This window comes from Parasalinivibrio latis (assembly GCF_036825535.1).
In the GTDB taxonomy this organism is placed as follows: domain Bacteria; phylum Pseudomonadota; class Gammaproteobacteria; order Enterobacterales; family Vibrionaceae; genus Parasalinivibrio; species Parasalinivibrio latis.
On sequence record NZ_CP098813.1, the window covers coordinates 890775 to 909003 of the forward strand.

Here is an 18229-nt window from a genome sequence, read left to right on the forward strand (position 1 = left end):
TTATACATTAAATCACACCATTGCTTGAGCAATGACCGCTAAGGAAATAAATTCTTAAATCGCGCCTTATATTATTATAACAAATTGAAAATAAATGACTTTATATTGCCTTTTAAATGCCGATAGTATGTGTTAAGGTTTTATTTCAATTAAAATAATATATAACACCTCTGGTGATTTTTAATCAAGCAGGTCTTTCTTACCCAATGTATACATAAAGTTATTATTATTTGCATATTGGAGAAAGAATGAAAAAAGGAATTTTATGCGCTGCATTGTGTTTCCAATTTTTGGGGGCGAATGCTCATGCTGACCAAAAAACACTCCTAATTGGAGTGGACGGTGTTCAACTTGAAAAGCTATTGCAAGTAGACGCACCAAATATAAAAGGCCTTAATATTCAAAAGGCATATACCGGTGGAATTACAAACGAGGGAAGTGAGCAAAAAACTAAAAGTGGTCCAGGATGGGTGACTATTTTAACGGGGGTGTGGGCCAATAAACACAATGTTACTACTAATGTTTCTGGTTTGGCTAACCCTAATTTCCCAAGTATATACAAACGCCTTCATGATTTTAATCCCAACTTGCATATTGCCAGTTATTCTACCTGGAAGTCTATCCATACTAACTTTTTTACCGATGATCTAAGCGTAATAGACAGCTATAACACTGGAACGACTGATCAGACAAACACGGATAAAGGCGTTAACGCAATTCTTAACGATGATGCCGATTTCGTTTTTGTCCATCTTGATGAGCCAGATGTTGTTGGCCATGCGCAGTGTTTCGGTGATGCTTACAACGAATCTATTGAAGTGGCTGACCGACAGGTTGGAGAATTGTTGAGTGCAGTTGCTCAATCCCAACAGACGAATAACGATGACTGGTTGGTGCTGTTGACCACAGATCACGGTCGGGATCGTCTTCGGGGCTGTAGCCACGGTAACCCGACGACATATGAAAAAACTATCTTTATCGCATCGAACAAAGCTTTAAATGCTGAGTTTTCTGAAACAACAAGTGTCACTAATACTGATTTTGATGGCCTTTATGGCAATGTTGCTCAGACTGCAATTGTTCCTACCATTTTGGATCATATGGGTGTTGATGTAACCATTCAGGACAGGTTTGACAGTACCTCTCTGATTGGGACGCCTGGGGTGCGTAAGTTGATGAAACACGCAAACGGTATTTCCTGGTATGGTACATCTAACAAGCCTGTCACCATTTACCAAAATGGTAATCAAGTTGATGTTGTTGAAGACAGTGTGGGTTTTTGGGCTCACCCAGAGGTTGACTATACTACGGATTTTGTCTTTGTTCTGAATGATGTACCCGTTGGTTACAGAATCAGTGAAATCCCACATGTAGAAGCGATGCATGGCTGGAGCAATGATCGTATCTATATGTTCAGAAGTGATAACAGTTACTTAAGGTACAGCAAAACTACCGATAAAACTGATGTTGGTTATCCAAAACCAATTAACTATACGTATTGGAGTGGGTTAGAAGACTATAAAGATAGTATTTCCGGTGCATTCAAGCTCGATGATACTACTGTTATCTTCTTTTTGAATGATGGAAGATATATCGAATTTGATATTCCGTCAGACAGGGCACGAGATGGCTTTCCGAAAAACACAGCAGATAACTGGCCAGGTGTAGGCCCATATGCGACACAAATATCTGCTGCGTTCAGATGGAATGATGCGAAAGTATTTTTCTTCCTGAAAAATGGCACCTACCTTCGCTATAATACTGTCAATAATCAAGTGGATGCAGGCTATCCGAAGAATGTGGATAATTCAACGTGGCCTGGTCTCGAAGGACTTGGAGAAAAAATCATATCTGCTATTCAGTGGAGTGACAGCGTGGGCTACATTTTCTTCAACAACAGAACCTACGTTAAGTATGATATTACTAATGATAAAACATACAGTGGTTATCCCCGAGTTATTGATGATGAATCATGGCCTGGAATATATGACCATCAATAATTAGGATATTTACAAGAGCCAGCATTATGCTGGCTCATTTTTATCTTTATTTAGAGCTTCTGTGGGGTGAATAAAAAACTGTTCATTAATGTATTGATAATTGTCTTTTTGATGTCGATTCTCATTATTAAATCAGGTTCGGAAAACTAACAACTGAAGACTGCGCCATCTTGTTCTAGCGTTGATCTTATGGGCTCCTGCGAGGACATAAGAATGGGACAAGACATAAATAAAACCTCGTTTACTGCCACGGACCACAGTCGGTTCGCTCGGCAGCTCAAAACTGAACTGGATCAGCTGGAAGCGATGTTGAACACACCGGGGTGGGGAGTAGGAACTTGCACGCTGGGTGCGGAGCTGGAGCTTTACCTTACCGACCGACAACACCGACCGGCACATTGCAACCTCGCCCTCCTCGATAAAGCTGCTGATTCCTCTCTTACCGCCGAAATCAATCAATTCAACCTCGAATACAACTGCCCTTATACCGAGTTTTCCGGATCGCCATTCAGCTGGCTGAAGGAAAAAATGGATACCCAGCTCAAATCACTTGAAAAGCATGCAGATGACATGGCGGTGCAGGTCACGCCGATCGGAATCCTGCCGACGTTGACCAAAGAAGACTTCGGGCTTGGCTCGATGACGGATTCCCCCCGTTACCATGCGTTGACCAAGGTGCTTTCTGAAAGCCGGGGCGGGCCTTTCCATATCAGGATCCACGGCGCAGACAGCCTTGAGACCGATGCAGATGATGTAACCCTGGAAGGCGCAAATACCTCATTGCAAATCCATTTCCGGGTTAAACCGGATGAATTTGCCCAGTGGTACAACGGCATTCAACTGGCGACGATTTTTACCCTGGCGGTCGGTGCAAATTCGCCGACATTCCTGGGGCAACGCCTGTGGCATGAAACCCGGATTCCGCTGTTTAAGCAGTCCATAGACAGCCGGAGCCTGTGTGGCCTCAACTGGCATATACCCTGCAGGGTTTCTTACGGGAAAGGCTACGTGAGGAAAAGTGCACTGGAGCTTTTCCGCCAGGGCGTCAGCCTCCAGCCGGTTCTCTTACCGGAAGTGTTCGACAGCCGTAAACACCCGGAAGGTGCCCCTCCGCTTTCCGCCTTGCGCCTGCACCAAAGCACGATCTGGAGCTGGAACCGGGCAGTTTATGATGATGCAGACAACGGCCATTTGCGGATAGAGCTGCGCGCCCTTCCTGCCGGGCCGACAACCCTGGATATGATGGCCAACGCCGCGCTTTGCATCGGGCTGGCGAAGGCATTGCAGAAAGACCTCGACCGGCTGATGGATCTGCTGCCCTTTGAATTCGCCGAGTACGATTTCTACCGGGCTGCCCAGCACGGGATTGATGCAAAAGTGCTCTGGGAGTGCAGTGACGGCAAGCTGAAAGAATTCCTGCTGACAGATATCCTTGCCAGTCTACTGCCATCGGTAGTAGATGCGCTGGTGGAACTGGGGATAGACAGCCAGGAAGCGCAGACCCTTATCTCAGTAATCGAGCGGCGGATTGCCCGGCGTCAGAGTGGCGCGAGCTGGCAGTTAGCGACCCTTGAAAGCCTGGAACGGAAACACAACCGTGCGGAGGCTCTCGCAAAGATGTTTGCGATGTATCAAAAGCAATTCCAGACAGGAGAAGCGGTTTCACAGTGGCCGGTTTTATGATACCAATCAGACTAATTCCTTGTTCTTTCTGACTGGTCGAAATCATCCATTTCAGCGTTACTCGTTTTGATGTTAGCCCCACTAGCATCTTCAACTCGCGCCTTGAACTGAATGATTTCTCCTGCGTCATCTCAGACCAAAGAATTAATCCAATTGGTATGATGGCCTCGGGGATAACTTAGCGAAATTGAAGGGATGAAATTGAACGGACTGAGTGTGCTGCATGATATTTCCTGGCCAACACCGCAAGCGTTGGAACATGGCCTGTTGGCATGGCTTGAATCGTTGCCGGGGCCAAGTTGGCTGACTCTGACCGGGCGGGACCCGACCCGCCACCGGGTTGTGGTAACCCTGTTGCACGGCAATGAACCTTCCGGCCTCAATGCCATATGGTATCTGGCGGGCAACAAACCAGACTGTGCGGTGACAACCCACTTCTGTATTGCCAATGTCGATGCGGCGCGAAACGGACAGGTATTCTCAACCCGGCATTTTGAAGATAAACCGGATTTGAACCGTTGCTTTGGCCGAACCGGCGATGATGAAAGTTATCAGCTGGCGAATGAGATCCTTGCCCGCATACAGACGTTGCAGCCGGAGGCGGTGGTGGATATCCATAACACGTCCGGCAGCAGCCCGAGCTTTTCCGTTGCCATCAATGATGACGAAGTGCACCAGGCCGTGGCCGGTTTGTTTACAGAGCGAATGCTGTGTACCAGTGTCCGGCTGGGGGCATTGATGGAGCAAAGTACGCCGTCATGCCCCATTGTGACCATCGAATGTGGTGGAGTGATGGATGAAAGTGCGGTGGAAGTGGCGAAGAACGGGTTGCACCATTTCCTTACCACCGACAACCCTCTTGTTCCCGGACAGGCAGCGTGGCCGCTGGATATGCTTTACCACCCTGTGCGGGTCCGGCTCAACCCTGGCAGCCAGATTTGCTACCACGATCGCCGGGTGGATGATGCTGACCTGACATTGCCGCCGGATATTGAACGCCACAACTTTGGCTGGATGGCGGCTGGCAGCCAGATAGGCTGGTTGGGGCCGAAAGGGCTGGATACTTTTGCTGTGACGGACGGAGAAGGCGGGCACCCGGTCGACAGCCTGTTTTACGAAGAATCCGGTGAGTTGCGCCTCAAGGCGGCAAGCAAGTTGTTTATGATTACCTCAAGGCCGGACATCGCCTTGTCAGATTGCCTGTTTTATATGGTGGTGGACTGATAATACGCAAGAAAAAGCCCCGAAATGACGGGGCTCCCTGTTCCAGCATGAGAAGGTTTTATCCTTTGGCAATGTCTGCCAGTTCCTCTTCGGCGTCATGGTCAATCTCGACGCCGCTTATCACACCGGCTCTCGGATCATTGAACACGGCTTCATCCAGCTTGCCCTCGCTTTTGGCGACAATGCAGCTGACCGCGGCATCACCGGTCACGTTAACCGCTGTCCGCACCATATCAAGCAGACGGTCCACACCGAGGATCAGGCCGATTCCCTCCAGGGGCAACCCGACCTGGGTAAACACCATGGAAAGCATAATCAAGCCGACACCCGGTACCCCAGCGGTACCTATCGAGGCGAGAACCGCCATGACGATGACGGTAAGGTAGCCGCCAAAGCCCAGGTCAATGCCGTAAATGTTGGCAATAAACACCGTCGCGACACCCTGCATGATAGCGGTACCGTCCATGTTGATGGTGGCACCAAAAGGTACGGTAAATGAGGCGACAGAGTTTTTCACGCCAAGGCGTTCGGTAACCGTTCTGAGGGTAACCGGGATGGTGGCGTTTGAACTGGCGGTACTGAACGCAAAGACCTGAGGCCCACGCATTTTTTTCATAAACTTGATGGGGCTGAGCCCCGAGAAGACCTTCAGCACGGCCTGGATAGTGACAAACAGGTGCAGGAGCAGAATACCAATAAGCACCAGTACGTAGCCTATCAACTGCGCGAACAGTTCCAGACCAAGGTTTGCCATGGCTTTTGCAATCAGGCAGAACACCGCATAAGGTGCGATTTCCATGATGAGGGTAACCATCTTCATCATTATTTCGTTCAGCACTTCAACCAGTTCAACCACCTTTTTCGCCGGTCGCCCGACCATCAGGATGCAAACACCCATCAGGATGGCGAAGAAGATGATTTGCAGCATTTCCCCTTCAGAAAGGGCGTTGACCGGGTTGTTCGGGATAATGTCGATAAGCACCTGTGAGAGTGGTGGCGCTTCGCGCCCTGCAAATACGGTGTCGGTCGCCATCGACATACCGGACCCGATACCGGAAATGGATGCAATAGTGATCGCTACTGCAATGGCAATCGCGGTGGTAAGCAGGTAAAGGACAAAGGATTTACTGCCAACCCGGCCGAGGGCTTTCAGGTCCCCGATTCCACATACTCCGCATATCAGCGAGAACAGCACCAAAGGTACTACCATCATCTTCAGAGCATTCACAAACATCTTGCCCACAATGTGGAACAGACCGTTTGTGATGTAGGTGTCAATGAACCCTCCCTGTGGGTTTAAGCTGAGAATATTGATGAAAAGCCCAAGGACGATACCTGCAATCAGGCCAACCAGCACTTTTGCCGTCAGGCTCATTTTTCCCTTGTTGTCATTTGTATTGTTTTGCATGAAGCCTCCATAAATGGGGTCTATGAATAGCGTCCGGTCAAATGCAAATCTGGGAATAACCTAATCGACCTGAAACAGGCGAAGTAGCTGGAAACACTCAAGAGGTGGGAAACTTCAAAACGTTGAGGTGACCATCAATTGTGTGGTAACTCCTTGGAATTACGAATTTAGCCAGACGTATTTAACATATATCCTGATTCAGGCAGGGAAATTGTCCCGAATATGAGGCTGGGGGAAAGCCATGTTATTTTTAGGGTTTTACGATTGGTTACATTGTTGAGGCGTTTTAAACGCAAAACCGGGTGTTACTCGCTGAATCGAAAGCGTAGATTAGCCAACAACTCTGCTTACCTCTCTTTGTCACACAGCGAAATTCCCATGAAATCAGATCTCTATTCAACGCATGCCAAAAAATACGATTTGGCGATTCAGGACAATATTTACAACGCCCATCTTGAGCGCCCGTCACTTCAGGCAATGCTCGGTGATTTAAAGGGGCTTGATGTTCTCGACCTCGGTTGCGGCTCTGGTATCTATGCGGAGTATTTGGATGGGCAGGGCGCGCAAAAAATCACCTGTGTTGATGTCTCAGAAGAAATGATTGCCATTGTCCAGGCGAAATTGGAAAACCGGGTAACAGCCTATGCGCAAGACCTGTCACTGGGGTTGCCGGGCGAAGATGATGCGAGTGCGGACGTTGTTATCTGCCCGTTGGTGGTTCACTACCTCGAAAACCTGGATGATTTTTTCCGTGAAGTAAGCCGGGTGCTCAAGCCCGGAGGGTATATCGTTTTTTCCACCCATCACCCTTTTGCCGATTTTGAATGCTCTCTATCGGGCAACTATTTCGAGCGCGAGCTAATCAAAGATGTATGGGATACCGTGGGCGAGCCGGTCAATGTGACGTTTTACCGCCGCTCTTTGACTGAAATATCGAGTGCCATCACCGGCAATGGATTAGTGATTGCTGCGTTGTCTGAAGGGGCAGTGTCGGAAAAAGCGAAAGAGATTTGCCCGAAAACCTACGAGTACCTGTCCCGCAACCCCAATTTTATCTTTTTGAAGTGCTGTAAACCGATTGTCTAGTTTGTACCAATTGACAGTAGAAAAACTGGAGTAAAAACAGGCCACACTTGCGGCCTGTTTTTGATGTTTGTTGTGGCGAAGTGGATCAGGCGTCGTTTTTATCTTCCTGATTTTCGCTTGTCTGGTTTTGGTTTTCAGCCTGCCCTTCCATGACTTTAGGCATTTCTGCCACCACCATCTGGGTCTTAAACAGGGCAAAGATTGCGACAATGGCACTGGCCAGGCCAAGGCTGGACAGGATATTACGCAGGCCTGGGTCAACGGTGAAAACGGCAATAACGTTAAACAGCAGGATACCCAGAATGGCGACGTTTTTAACTTTGGTCATTTTCGGGTCGCCTTTCAGCCAGCCTTTACAGCGCGGGCACTGTTTCTCTATTCCCTGTTTGGTACGGCGAACGGTGCGGACGTCCTTGCGGGCTGAATACTGGTTACATATTGGACATTTCACTGACTTTCTCCTTGGCTTCCCGGCAGCCTTGTGATCCCTGGGGATAAACGGCTGATTTACCGGGATAGTGTCCGGCTTGTGTTGTGGAAGGTCAAGGACAAGAGCGTAAACATTGGTTAGCAAAACCGTTTGTAGACAGCTCGCAGGTGCCAGGAGGTAAAAAAGCCCGGAGGCGTCCGGGCAAAGGTCGCTTTACTTACCCAATTGTTGCAAGTGCTTGTGTTGTGGAATGAGTAATGTGTTGCCAATTTTTCTCCCGGATAGCATCCGCCGACAGCATCCATGATCCGCCAATTGCTGCGACACAGGGCAAACTCAGGTAATCCATCATGTTGCCTGTGTTGATGCCGCCGGTCGGGCAGAAACGGATATCAGCCAATGGGGCAGATATCGCCTTCAGCGCTTTGGCTCCGCCATTGGCCTCTGCCGGGAAAAATTTGAGATAGGTATATCCCATTTCGGCTGCCACCATGATTTCTGACGGGGTCGAGACTCCGGGCAGCATGGGGGCGGGTCCTGCCGCAGCATGTTCCAGCAGTTTTGGGGTAAATCCGGGTGAAATGGTGAACGTCGCACCGGCTTCCACGGCAGCGTCGTACTGAGCCGGGGTCAGTACGGTTCCTGCTCCCACAAGGGAGTCCGGAAAAGCTTTGCTTATGGCTGAAATGGCACCAAGGGCCGCATCCGTTCGTAAGGTTATCTCAAAAACTGAGATGCCCCCTTCGAGCAGTGCCGCGGCCATCGGTACCGCATCTTCAACATCTTTAATTACCATCACCGGAATGATGGGTGATGAATTCAGTACATCTTTTGGATCGATTAACCAGCTCATTGGTTTTCCCTTTGAATCCTTTCTGTAATTTGGTTGAGTTCTGAACGGGTTGGCAGCCCGGCATTGTCGCCCCTGGACTGAACCGCCCACGCGCCCATTACAGCCGCACGGAACACACAGTCCTGAAGGGGCAGGTTATCGAGTTGCCCTGAAATCAGCCCGGAAGCAAACGCATCACCCGCACCGACCGTATCAATAACGTGTTTGACCTTTATTGCTGCTTGAATGCCGGATGAACCGGTTGCTGATTGGAAATAACACCCATCACTTCCCATTTTCACCACCACTAGGCTCGCACCCTTATCAAGGTAAAACTCAGCAATTTCCTGAGGATGGTGTTTCCCTGTAAGCTGACGCCCTTCTTCCAGGCCGGGCATTACCCAGTCCGCCATGAAAGCCAGATGATTAATCGTTTCCTTCATCGCCTCTGGGCTTTTCCAGAGAGCTGGGCGCAGGTTGGTATCGAAAGAGACTGTACTCCCTGATGCTTTTGCTTTTTCTGCCACCATAATGCTGAGGGCACGCGTCTTTTCAGTAAGCGCCGGAAAGACACCGGTAAGATGTACATGACGTGAACATGCGACTGCATTGAGTACGTCATCACTCGGTTCGATGGTGCGTGCCGCAGAGTAGCGACGGTGGTTTTCTACATCCGGGTCAATGCCGTCCTCTGTCAGACTTTTTACCTGAAACCCGGTCTCCCTGTCATATGCTGTCTGTGTGCCCTCGGTGGAAATATTTTCCTTCTTGAGCGCATCCAAAATAAACCGGCCAAATGAGTCGTTGCCGACTTTTGACAGGTAGCGGACCTTATGGCCCAGCCGGGCCAGCCCGACGGCAACGTTAAGCTCTGCACCCGCCAGAAAACGGGTATAGCTGTCAACTTGGTGGAGAGGCCCGTCTTGCTGGGCAGAAAGCACCACCATTGCCTCGCCCAGCGTCATTACATCGTATTGCTTGTTGTTCATTGCCTGTCCTATCGCGCCAACCAGCCGCCGTCCACAGGGAGTACTGCCCCGTTAATGTAGTCAGCCGCACCTGATGCCAGAAACACAGCTGCTCCGCCAAGATCTTCGGATGCACCCCACCGTCCGGCAGGTATACGGCCAAGAATTTCTGCATTTCGGTTTGGGTCATTGCGAAGTGCTTCAGTGTTATCCGTTGCCATATAACCCGGCGCAATGGCGTTAACATTGATGCCATATTTAGCCCATTCACAGGCACCGATACGGGTCAGGCCCAATACTCCGGTTTTACTTGCTGTATAGGAGGGGACGCGAATACCGCCTTGGAAGGAAAGCATAGAGGCAATGTTGATGATCTTTCCCCTGCGCCCCTCTTCTATCCACTGCCTGACGACAGACTGGCTGAGGAAAAAGAGTGCCTTGAGATTAAGATCCATCACGTCATCCCAGTCTTCTTCGGTAAAACTGATACTGTCATTGCGGCGGATAATTCCGGCATTGTTAACCAGAATATCCGGTTTGATGCCATGCAGGGCAAGCGTCCCCATTAGGTTACTGACAGCGCCTTTTTTGCCCAGATCAGCTTCGATTCCGGTAAACCGTTGCCCGGCACGTTCCACATCAGCCTGGGTTTTGATGGTGGCAGAGCGGGCAACTCCTACGATATCTGCCCCTGCTTTTGCGAGAGACACACATACTGCCTGGCCGAGCCCTTTTGAGGCACCGGTTACCAGTGCAACTTTCCCTTCAAGATTGAATGGGTTCATTAGGTCTCCTTAACGCATGTCAGCCGGGTCAACGAAATCCATATCGGTAAACTCCTGGTTTTCACCCGCCATCGCCCAGATAAAACTGTAAGGTTTGGTGCCGACACCGCTGTGAATTGACCAGCTTGGTGAAACAACAGCCTGTCCGTTAGCGATTACCAGGTGACGGGTTTCATCCGGCTCACCCATAAAGTGGAACACCCGGGTATCATCTTCTTCGAAAAAGTAGAAATAGGCTTCCATGCGACGGGCATGGGTGTGACATGGCATGGTGTTCCAGATAGAGCAGTTGAGAAGCTCTGTTAACCCAAGGGCTAACTGAGAGCTTGGGCAGACATCCGGGTGGATGTACTGGTTGATAATACGTTCATTGGCATTTTGCGCATCGCCAAGGTGGACCTGACGCGCTTCAGAGCGCCGGATTAGCCGGGTAGGGTAGTGTTGATGGCTGGGGGCGCTGCAAACGTAAAAGCGCGCTGGGTTATCTGGGTTCGCACTTTCAAACTGGACATCATGATCACCCTTGCCAATATACAGAGCATCACGTTCATCAAGTGCAAACACCTCCCCGTCTACCCGGATAATTCCTTCTCCGCCAAGGTTGACTGCAGCGGCTTCACGGCGGGTAAAAAAGGTCAGCCCGCCGAGCGCCTTCCCTGCTTCCAGCGAGAGGGGAGAGAGGGTCGGGCAGATACCTGCCACAATCAGGCGGTCGTCGTAACAGTAAAACTGATTGATTTCTCCTGTACTGAACAGCTTTTCAATCAGGTAACGGTCACGCAGTGTCTGTGTGTCGTATTGTTTATAGTCTTCTGGATGTGTTGAAAAATAGCTTTTCATCATTCCTTTCCTTGTAAGTTAAGCGTAAGAAGCCCTACCCATGCAGCAGCAGGGCTCCGTTATCCTTGGTTTGATTATTAAAATGTTATGGGTAGATAAGGTTTGGCAGCCACATCACCACGTCTGGTACAAAAGTAACAATGAGCAGGACAGTAATGAGTGGAACCAGAAAAGGGGCCGTGGCTGCGACACACCTTTCAAAGCTCAGGTTTGAAATACTGGACAGTACGTAAAGCACGACGCCAACCGGCGGGGTCAGAAGGCTGATCATCAGGGTTAATACCATGATTACACCAAAGTGAACCGGGTCAACGCCGAGTTGGGTGACGGTAGGCAACAGCACCGGTACCAAGATGGTCATGGCGGCAATGGTTTCCATAAAGCAGCCGATAACCATCAAAAGCAGCAATATAATCGAGAGGATAACGTACTTGTTGTCTGACAGGGTCATCAACCATTCTGCCATGGCAGAGGCGATGTTGTTGTTAGTCAGGATCCAAGCAAAGATGGATGCAGCAGCTACCACAAAAAGCACAACAGCAGTCGTTTCAATGGATTTGAGTGAAACCACCACGAGGCGTTTCAGGTTCAGAGATTTGTATACCACGGTGCCGAGGAAGAGTGCCCAGGCAACAGCGGCGATGGCAGCTTCCGTTGGTGTGAGGATCCCGGTGGTGATACCGCCTACCACAATAATGGGTGTCATCAGCGACAGAAACGCACCTTTGGTGCTGGTAGCAACCCGGCGGATGGAAAATGCGCTGTCTACCGGATAATTACGGCGTTTTGCATACCAGGCAATCATCACCATCAGGGCGACAGCCATCATCAGCCCCGGGATCAGTCCGGCAGCAAACAATTTGCCGATAGAGGCAGACGCCAGCACACCGTAGATCACCATAGGCAGGGAGGGTGGAATAATCGGGCCAATGGTGGAAGAGGCGGCAGTAATGCCGACAGAAAACTCACTGTCATAACCGGCTTCGCGCATGGCTTTCAGTTCAATGGCACCGAGGCCACCAGCATCAGCGACAGCCGCACCGGACATGCCAGCAAAAACAACACTTCCCCCGACGTTTACATGGCCGAGTCCACCCGGAAGCCAACCTACCAACGCTTTGGCAAAATCAAAAATCCGGTTGGTGATACCGGCTGAATTCATCAGGTTTCCAGCCAGAATGAAAAACGGTACGGCAAGGAGCGGAAAGCTGTCGACACCACTAACCATGCGGTGCAGCACCACCATACTCGGCAGGTTGCCATCGATCAGGATAAAGAGCAGTGAGGCACCGGCCAGTGCAACCGCCACCGGCAGGCCGATAAAAATAAAGAACGCCGCAGCGATAAACAGAACAGCAATCATGGCTGGCCTCCTTCGTTGTTTTGAGTGTTAGAAGTGCCTTTGAAAAGCTGCCACGCGCGGTAGAGTTCAATCAGCAACATAATGGCAAACGCCAGTGCGACGCTCTGGTAGATCACGCTTTTTGAGAGATCTACTGCCATCAGTTTCTGGAACTGAGTCGCTTTGGCGACCTTGAGAGCCAGGTATACGGCACCGGCAAAAAACGTCGACTGAAGCAAGGCATTCAGCCAGATCACGCCCCTTTGAAGAGTTGGGGAAAGCCGTGTCACAAAAAAATTCACACTGATATGGGCTTTTCGCTGAAGCGCCAGGGCTGAGCCAAAAAATGTCAGTACAATAAGAATGTTACGGGCAATTTCTTCAGTCCAGACGGCGGAGTCGTTCAGAAAGTAGCGGGTAAAAAACTGGTAAAAGACCACCATTGCCAGCACCCAGAAAGCGAACGTACAAATCCAACCGAGGATCCCCACATCGCGCCAGGAAAAGTGACGGTCTTCGTCTTCAATAAAACCGGATGTTTCCGGGGTTTCTGTGTCTTTGGTTTCCATGTCCGGTTCACTGTATCCGTGTGATGCCGCTGTGGAGGTTTTGCGAAGTTCGGAGACGTCTAATGCATCCTTTGCTTCTAACATACTGCACTCCTTGCTGTTACAAACCAGCCGTGTTGCCTTTGACCGGCTGAAATCCAAGTTGGCCCGCCTTGTCATTGTTGTTTGGTGGCGGGCCTTGTCGTCGTATAGGGTAACTAGCCGATTTACAGCGCCTGGAAGCGCTTATAAACGTCTTCAGACCATGACGCGTGCTTGCCGTTATGTACGTCCATTGCAGCTTTTCGGAAGGCATCACGATCAATGTTGTCATTGATGTTCACACCCTGCTCCTTGAACCAACTGACCAGATCCTGCTCAGAGTCACGGATGTCATTGCTGGCACCGGCTGCGGCTTCTACAAACACTGCCTTGAATACGGCCTTGTCTTCATCCGAGAGTTTGTTCCAGGTTGGGCCGCCAACCACGGTCACCAGGCTGTCGATAATGTGCCCGGTCAGGTTGATGTACTTTTGTACCTCATAGAACTTTTTCGCCTGGATGGTAGGCAATGGGTTCTCCTGTCCGTCTACCACGCCCTGGGACAGTGCCAGGTAGACTTCTGAAAACGCAATTGGGGTGGCGTTGGCTTTCACTGAGTCAGTAAACATCTGGAACAGAGGCGCGGGTGGAACACGCAGTTTCATGCCCTTCATATCTGCCGGGCTGGAAACAGGCTCATTGGAGGTCACCATACGCTGGCCGTAATAAGTGAGTGACTGAATATTATGGCCGGTCACAGACTTGTAGCCGTTACTCAGGTCAGCAAAAAGCGGGCTGGTGGCGTAAGCATTAAAGTGATTGAAATCGCGCAACATGAATGGTGCGCTTGGGATCGCAAGAGGACCAAAAGAGCGACCGACGAAAGTTGAACCAGTGTAAATAATATCTATGGTACCCAGGCTCAGAGATTCATTAATTTCATTTTCTTTTCCCAGCGATGCGGTAGGGAAAACCTGTATTTCATATTTTCCAGAAGTGCGTTTCTGAATTTCATCAGCAGCCCACATAGCCCATTTATGGTAAGGCGTAGACGTTTCATACACGTGTGCCCATTTTAATTTTTCAGTTGCCATGGAAACTGGTGAAAATAATCCTGTTGCTGTCAATGCAACAGTGGTTGCCGCTAAGGCAATGCGTTTTAATAGAGTCCTTCTATACATTGTATTCACCTTGTTTAATGGGTGTTTATTACTTTACTTATTGGCTTTATGTAACGGTGCGTTGTCATCCTTCACAAACAAAATTAGCACACGTATGTCATCATACAAGTTGTTTTTTTGTTAAATTTAGTCAGCGCTCTTTATGAATCAATACTCATATTTATTATTTAATAAAAAATTAACTATTTGATTTTTAGAATAAAGAAATAGAATGCATTTGACGTAATTGTTAATATATTAGTTTTGGCTAAATTCGAAAGGTTGTGCGACAAGTCATTCTTTCTCATAATAGAGACACAACTGGGTTCCCAATCGCTAAATTGGTTCCAAGCTCTCGGATAAATTGTTTCCGGTTGCTAAATTCACGTAATATAACTATAAGATTTTCAAGACAAGCAGATATTTCCGCTACGGAGCACACGGAGTAGTATGTTAGGAAAGCGAAGGACGCTGGCGTCTCAACTGATTGAAGAGATTAAAAAACGCATTCTGGATGGCGATCTTGCGCCCGGTGACAAACTGCCTTCCGAACAAAGCCTGATCAACCAGTATGGGGTAAGCCGGACTGTAGTGCGGGAGGCGATAGCCGGTCTCAGAGCCGACGGTATGGTGGTTACAAGGCAGGGTGTGGGTGCGTTTGTTACTGACAATCCAATGAACAGGCTGGATATTTTTAACCCCAAAACCCTGAAAGATATCCTGCATGTCCTTGATTTGCGCTTATGTCTTGAAGCAAAAACCGCGGAGCTGGCTGCGCAAAATCGTAGTGACGCCCAGCTGGCAAAGATTGCCAAGACGTTGGAAGAATTCAAAAAAGCCGGAACGGACTACAAAGAGATTTCTTCAGCTGATTTCCAGTTTCACATGGCCATTGCTGAAGCATCCGGCAACCCATATTTCTTGAAACTGTTGGAGCATCTCGGTCCTCAAATTATTCCCCATTCCAGAATTGACCTTTACCAACTCCCTGATGATGAAGTTGATTTTCTTGGAAAAGTGTATTTTGAACATGAAGCAATTTACAAACATATAGAAAACCAAGATACCTCAATGGCTGGAAATGCAATGTCTGGGCATCTTGAAAAAGGCATAGCGAGATATAAAAAGTTGGATGCGGAAAGTAATAATTAATAATTATACGCATAATGTTTAATATAAAAAGGCAGGCATGATCTGCTTTTTTGTATTTATAAAAAGATTTTGTTTGTGACGCGAATAACAAAAAGAAACTAATATAAAAAATCCAATTGACCTATTCAGGTGAGTATAAGTAACACTTAGATCGCGTTGTTCATTCTTTGTCGGACATTTCTGTATTTCACAGAAATGTATTTTATGGTGGTAACCGGCAAAGATATATTTCACCCATAACACTCAATATGCCGGTTACTTTTCAATTGTTTTGATTTCCTGTTTTTCGGGAATATCAAAAAATGGAGAGGTAACTGTAATGCACACCTCCAAAAAGTACCTGAGCACCTGTTGGATAAAACCCGGTGTAAGCAAGATGCTTCCACTGGCTTTGGCAATACCACTGAATCTGAGTGCTGCACCTGTTTCAACCGGCTATGACTTTGTTGCCTCGGAAGATGGTACCTATATCTGGTATATCGACGAACGCGCCCGAATTAACAACGGCGTGTTGTTCACCTCCTATGTGAAGATTGATGGCTATACCGGCATGTCGACCCTGAATCTTGAGTCCGGCTCGCGCATCGGGGATGACATTGATATAAGTAGCTTTAAGCAGGCTGACGACCACAATAATGCCGCGATCCTGCCATTGAAAAATGGCAAAATGATGACGCTGTATACACTTCATGATGCCAGGCGAACACAGTATTACCGAGTGTCGTCCAACTCACTGCCTCTGACCCTTGGAGACTGGGGTGAGGAGAAAACCTACCCGATACCGGGATCGGCAACCTATAACAATGCGTATCAGTTGTCGTCAGAAAATAACCGCATCTACAACTTTTTCCGAGTCGGCGCGCGTGACCCCTATTACGTAACCTTTGACAGCAACGGCGGAAACCCAAGCGAAGCGAAGCACTTTATCCAGAATGGGACACAGTGGTGGGACAGGGCCTACGCCAAATACGCATCCAACGGGACGGACCGGATCGATGTGTTCTTTACTGACGGACACCCTACGGTCAGCCGCACCAGCCTTTACCACATGTACATCAAGGGCGGGAAAGTCTACAAAACCGACAACACCCTGATTGGCAACCTGCAGGATGCGCCTTTCGGGAAAAACGATGCGACGGTTGTTTATCAGTACGGTGAAGATGGCACGTCGCGGCGGCCTTGGAACCATGAGATGCGCTACGGTGCAGACGGCAAACCGATTCTGTTCTATAGCCATCAACTGGATAAAAACACCATCGATTATTACATGGCCATCTGGGATGAATCACAAGGTACCTGGGTGAAAAAATGGGTAGCGGATGCGGGAGATTCCCTGATCCCTGAACCCATGACAGCCCCGGATGGGACGACCTTTGGCGGCTCCCAAATTGACTATGCCGGCGGCATTACCCTGAACCCTTACAACACCAATGAGATTTTTATCTCAGCAAATGTTGACCCGAGGAATGGTCAGGAAACCGCTAAGTATGAGATTTATAAGGGAACCATGGTAAACCAGGGTGACTCATTCCTGTGGGAAGCCGTGACATCTGGTTCACCGGACAACAACTACCGTCCGTTTGTCCCATTTGGTGCAAAGAAAGCCAGTGAACAGGTGGTAGTGTGGTTCACCGGTAAGTACGAGTCTTTCGTCAACGGTTACAAAAACCTGCAAAGTACCGGTGAAAGTTATTACTTTAAAGGCTACGACAGCAAAGTGGTCGGTAAGTACATTAACCGAAGCACCGACTTCCTGACAGGAACCTGCCAGGCAGTATCCATCACGCCGGATGCCTCCAATACCACCGGGTATGGCGGAAGCCAGGATCAGGGAACAGCATCGTTCGGAGGCAACGGTATCACGGTTGCCGGGAATGGCTGGAAAGCTGTCGACATTAATTACCGCGTCACACCTAATACCACCCTGTCTTTCGAGTTCAAATCTTCTGCCCAGGGTGAAGAACATGCCATCGGCCTGGATAACAACCTGTCGGTCAGCAACAACATGCGTGTCAGGCTTTACGGCACCCAGAAAGACGCCAATATTGAAGGCCGATTTGATACCTACCACAGCAATGGCGGCTATGAGCGTTTTATCACCCCAATCGGAAAAATCATTGCGAACAAGCCGTATACCGCTAACTACCTGATGGTTAATGCGGATGATGATGCCAACGCGGCAGGCAGTTCTACCTTCCGTAACATCTCTGTGTTCGAAGACCACAGTGATGTGTACTTCAGCCGCAACCAGGTTGATGCATACGACGGCAACCAGGGTGACGGCGGAACCATCGAAGTAACACCGGATGGCAGTACGCTCACGGTGACCGATAACGGTTGGCGAGTGGTTGAACTTCCGTATGACATCACCCCAAGCACTGTCATGACCTTCGATTTCAAGAGCTCCCGTCTTGGGGAATTCCATGGAATTGCAATGGACACAGACCTATCGCTAAACAACGGTGAAACCCGTTTTGCACTTTACGGGACACAGGCCGACCCATCTTCCAATGAAACGTACAAAAACTACGATGGCAGTGGGGAGTTCCAGCATTTCACCATCCCGGTCGGGCAATACGCAGCCAATGGCCGTACCAACTACCTGGTATTTATCGCTGACCACGATGGGGGGGCCAAAAACGGCGAGTCAGTCTTCCGCAATGTGCGGGTCTTTGACGATACCAATGGCAACCTGATCGACGACCGCTGCGACCCAGCCCTGTGATTAA

The 18229-nt window shown here is 49.1% G+C and carries 15 protein-coding genes; 6 read left to right on the forward strand and 9 right to left on the reverse strand.

Annotated elements, in window-relative coordinates:
* Positions 1–248 precede the first annotated feature (248 nt).
* The 3 genes from NF212_RS21035 (at position 249) to NF212_RS21045 (ending at position 4907) form a co-directional block, all read left to right on the forward strand.
* Entirely contained in the window at positions 249–2000 is a 1752-nt protein-coding gene (locus NF212_RS21035) for a hemopexin repeat-containing protein (RefSeq protein ID WP_434362908.1), read from the forward strand.
* Between the two features lie 213 nt (positions 2001–2213).
* Complete coding sequence (locus tag NF212_RS21040; protein ID WP_434362910.1) at positions 2214–3683, forward strand: glutamate--cysteine ligase; 1470 nt, start codon at positions 2214–2216, stop codon at positions 3681–3683.
* A 195-nt stretch (positions 3684–3878) separates the two neighbouring features.
* On the forward strand, positions 3879–4907 hold the full coding sequence (locus NF212_RS21045; RefSeq protein WP_434362911.1) for a hypothetical protein: 1029 nt from the start codon (positions 3879–3881) through the stop codon (positions 4905–4907).
* A gap of 58 nt (positions 4908–4965) precedes the next feature.
* Here the strand turns inward: NF212_RS21045 and NF212_RS21050 are convergent, their stop codons facing one another.
* Entirely contained in the window at positions 4966–6315 is a 1350-nt protein-coding gene (locus NF212_RS21050) for a dicarboxylate/amino acid:cation symporter (RefSeq protein ID WP_434362912.1), read from the reverse strand.
* A gap of 378 nt (positions 6316–6693) precedes the next feature.
* On the opposite strand from NF212_RS21050, the gene NF212_RS21055 reads away from it, so the two are divergent.
* Positions 6694–7401, forward strand: a complete 708-nt coding sequence (locus NF212_RS21055) for a class I SAM-dependent methyltransferase (RefSeq protein WP_434362914.1) — start codon at positions 6694–6696, stop codon at positions 7399–7401.
* Positions 7402–7486: 85 nt separating this feature from the next.
* Here NF212_RS21055 and NF212_RS21060 read toward each other — a convergent pair whose 3' ends face one another.
* From NF212_RS21060 to NF212_RS21095, 8 genes are all read right to left on the reverse strand, one after another.
* Positions 7487–7852, reverse strand: a complete 366-nt coding sequence (locus NF212_RS21060; protein WP_434362916.1) for a hypothetical protein — start codon at positions 7850–7852, stop codon at positions 7487–7489.
* A 196-nt stretch (positions 7853–8048) separates the two neighbouring features.
* The gene (locus NF212_RS21065) at positions 8049–8684 is read right to left on the reverse strand and encodes a bifunctional 4-hydroxy-2-oxoglutarate aldolase/2-dehydro-3-deoxy-phosphogluconate aldolase (RefSeq protein ID WP_434362917.1); all 636 of its coding nucleotides are present in this window, start codon (positions 8682–8684) and stop codon (positions 8049–8051) included.
* On the reverse strand, positions 8681–9652 hold the full coding sequence (locus NF212_RS21070) for a sugar kinase (RefSeq protein WP_434362919.1): 972 nt from the start codon (positions 9650–9652) through the stop codon (positions 8681–8683). The genes NF212_RS21065 and NF212_RS21070 overlap by 4 nt, the downstream gene beginning before the upstream one ends.
* Positions 9653–9660: 8 nt before the next feature.
* Complete coding sequence (kduD, locus tag NF212_RS21075) at positions 9661–10416, reverse strand: 2-dehydro-3-deoxy-D-gluconate 5-dehydrogenase KduD (protein WP_434362920.1); 756 nt, start codon at positions 10414–10416, stop codon at positions 9661–9663.
* A 9-nt stretch (positions 10417–10425) separates the two neighbouring features.
* A complete protein-coding gene (gene kduI / locus NF212_RS21080) occupies positions 10426–11256 on the reverse strand; it encodes a 5-dehydro-4-deoxy-D-glucuronate isomerase (RefSeq protein WP_434362952.1) in 831 nt (276 codons plus the stop codon).
* An 85-nt stretch (positions 11257–11341) separates the two neighbouring features.
* Complete coding sequence (locus NF212_RS21085; protein WP_434362921.1) at positions 11342–12619, reverse strand: TRAP transporter large permease; 1278 nt, start codon at positions 12617–12619, stop codon at positions 11342–11344.
* Entirely contained in the window at positions 12616–13251 is a 636-nt protein-coding gene (locus NF212_RS21090) for a TRAP transporter small permease (RefSeq protein ID WP_434362922.1), read from the reverse strand. Before NF212_RS21090 ends, NF212_RS21085 begins: the two co-directional genes overlap by 4 nt.
* 122 nt (positions 13252–13373) lie before the next feature.
* Positions 13374–14369 carry a sialic acid TRAP transporter substrate-binding protein SiaP gene (locus NF212_RS21095; RefSeq protein ID WP_434362924.1) on the reverse strand — a complete coding sequence of 332 codons (996 nt, stop codon included), beginning with the start codon at positions 14367–14369 and terminating at the stop codon, positions 13374–13376.
* Between the two features lie 429 nt (positions 14370–14798).
* Here NF212_RS21095 and NF212_RS21100 point away from each other — a divergent pair, with 429 nt between their 5' ends.
* On the forward strand, positions 14799–15500 hold the full coding sequence (locus NF212_RS21100) for a FadR/GntR family transcriptional regulator (RefSeq protein ID WP_434362925.1): 702 nt from the start codon (positions 14799–14801) through the stop codon (positions 15498–15500).
* A gap of 319 nt (positions 15501–15819) precedes the next feature.
* Positions 15820–18225, forward strand: a complete 2406-nt coding sequence (locus NF212_RS21105; RefSeq protein ID WP_434362926.1) for a BNR-4 repeat-containing protein — start codon at positions 15820–15822, stop codon at positions 18223–18225.
* Positions 18226–18229 lie beyond the last annotated feature (4 nt).

Excerpts from the sequence above, each read along its gene's own strand:
- NF212_RS21035 (WP_434362908.1), top strand. The coding sequence starts at position 249 with ATGAAAAAAGGAATTTTATGCGCTGCATTGTGTTTCCAATTTTTGGGG.
- NF212_RS21040 (WP_434362910.1), top strand. The coding sequence starts at position 2,214 with ATGGGACAAGACATAAATAAAACCTCGTTTACTGCCACGGACCACAGT.
- NF212_RS21045 (WP_434362911.1), top strand. The coding sequence starts at position 3,879 with ATGAAATTGAACGGACTGAGTGTGCTGCATGATATTTCCTGGCCAACA.
- NF212_RS21050 (WP_434362912.1), bottom strand. The coding sequence starts at position 6,315 with ATGCAAAACAATACAAATGACAACAAGGGAAAAATGAGCCTGACGGCA.
- NF212_RS21055 (WP_434362914.1), top strand. The coding sequence starts at position 6,694 with ATGAAATCAGATCTCTATTCAACGCATGCCAAAAAATACGATTTGGCG.
- NF212_RS21065 (WP_434362917.1), bottom strand. The coding sequence starts at position 8,684 with ATGAGCTGGTTAATCGATCCAAAAGATGTACTGAATTCATCACCCATC.
- NF212_RS21070 (WP_434362919.1), bottom strand. The coding sequence starts at position 9,652 with ATGAACAACAAGCAATACGATGTAATGACGCTGGGCGAGGCAATGGTG.
- kduD (WP_434362920.1), bottom strand. The coding sequence starts at position 10,416 with ATGAACCCATTCAATCTTGAAGGGAAAGTTGCACTGGTAACCGGTGCC.
- kduI (WP_434362952.1), bottom strand. The coding sequence starts at position 11,256 with ATGAAAAGCTATTTTTCAACACATCCAGAAGACTATAAACAATACGAC.
- NF212_RS21085 (WP_434362921.1), bottom strand. The coding sequence starts at position 12,619 with ATGATTGCTGTTCTGTTTATCGCTGCGGCGTTCTTTATTTTTATCGGC.
- NF212_RS21090 (WP_434362922.1), bottom strand. The coding sequence starts at position 13,251 with ATGTTAGAAGCAAAGGATGCATTAGACGTCTCCGAACTTCGCAAAACC.
- NF212_RS21095 (WP_434362924.1), bottom strand. The coding sequence starts at position 14,369 with ATGTATAGAAGGACTCTATTAAAACGCATTGCCTTAGCGGCAACCACT.
- NF212_RS21100 (WP_434362925.1), top strand. The coding sequence starts at position 14,799 with ATGTTAGGAAAGCGAAGGACGCTGGCGTCTCAACTGATTGAAGAGATT.
- NF212_RS21105 (WP_434362926.1), top strand. The coding sequence starts at position 15,820 with ATGCACACCTCCAAAAAGTACCTGAGCACCTGTTGGATAAAACCCGGT.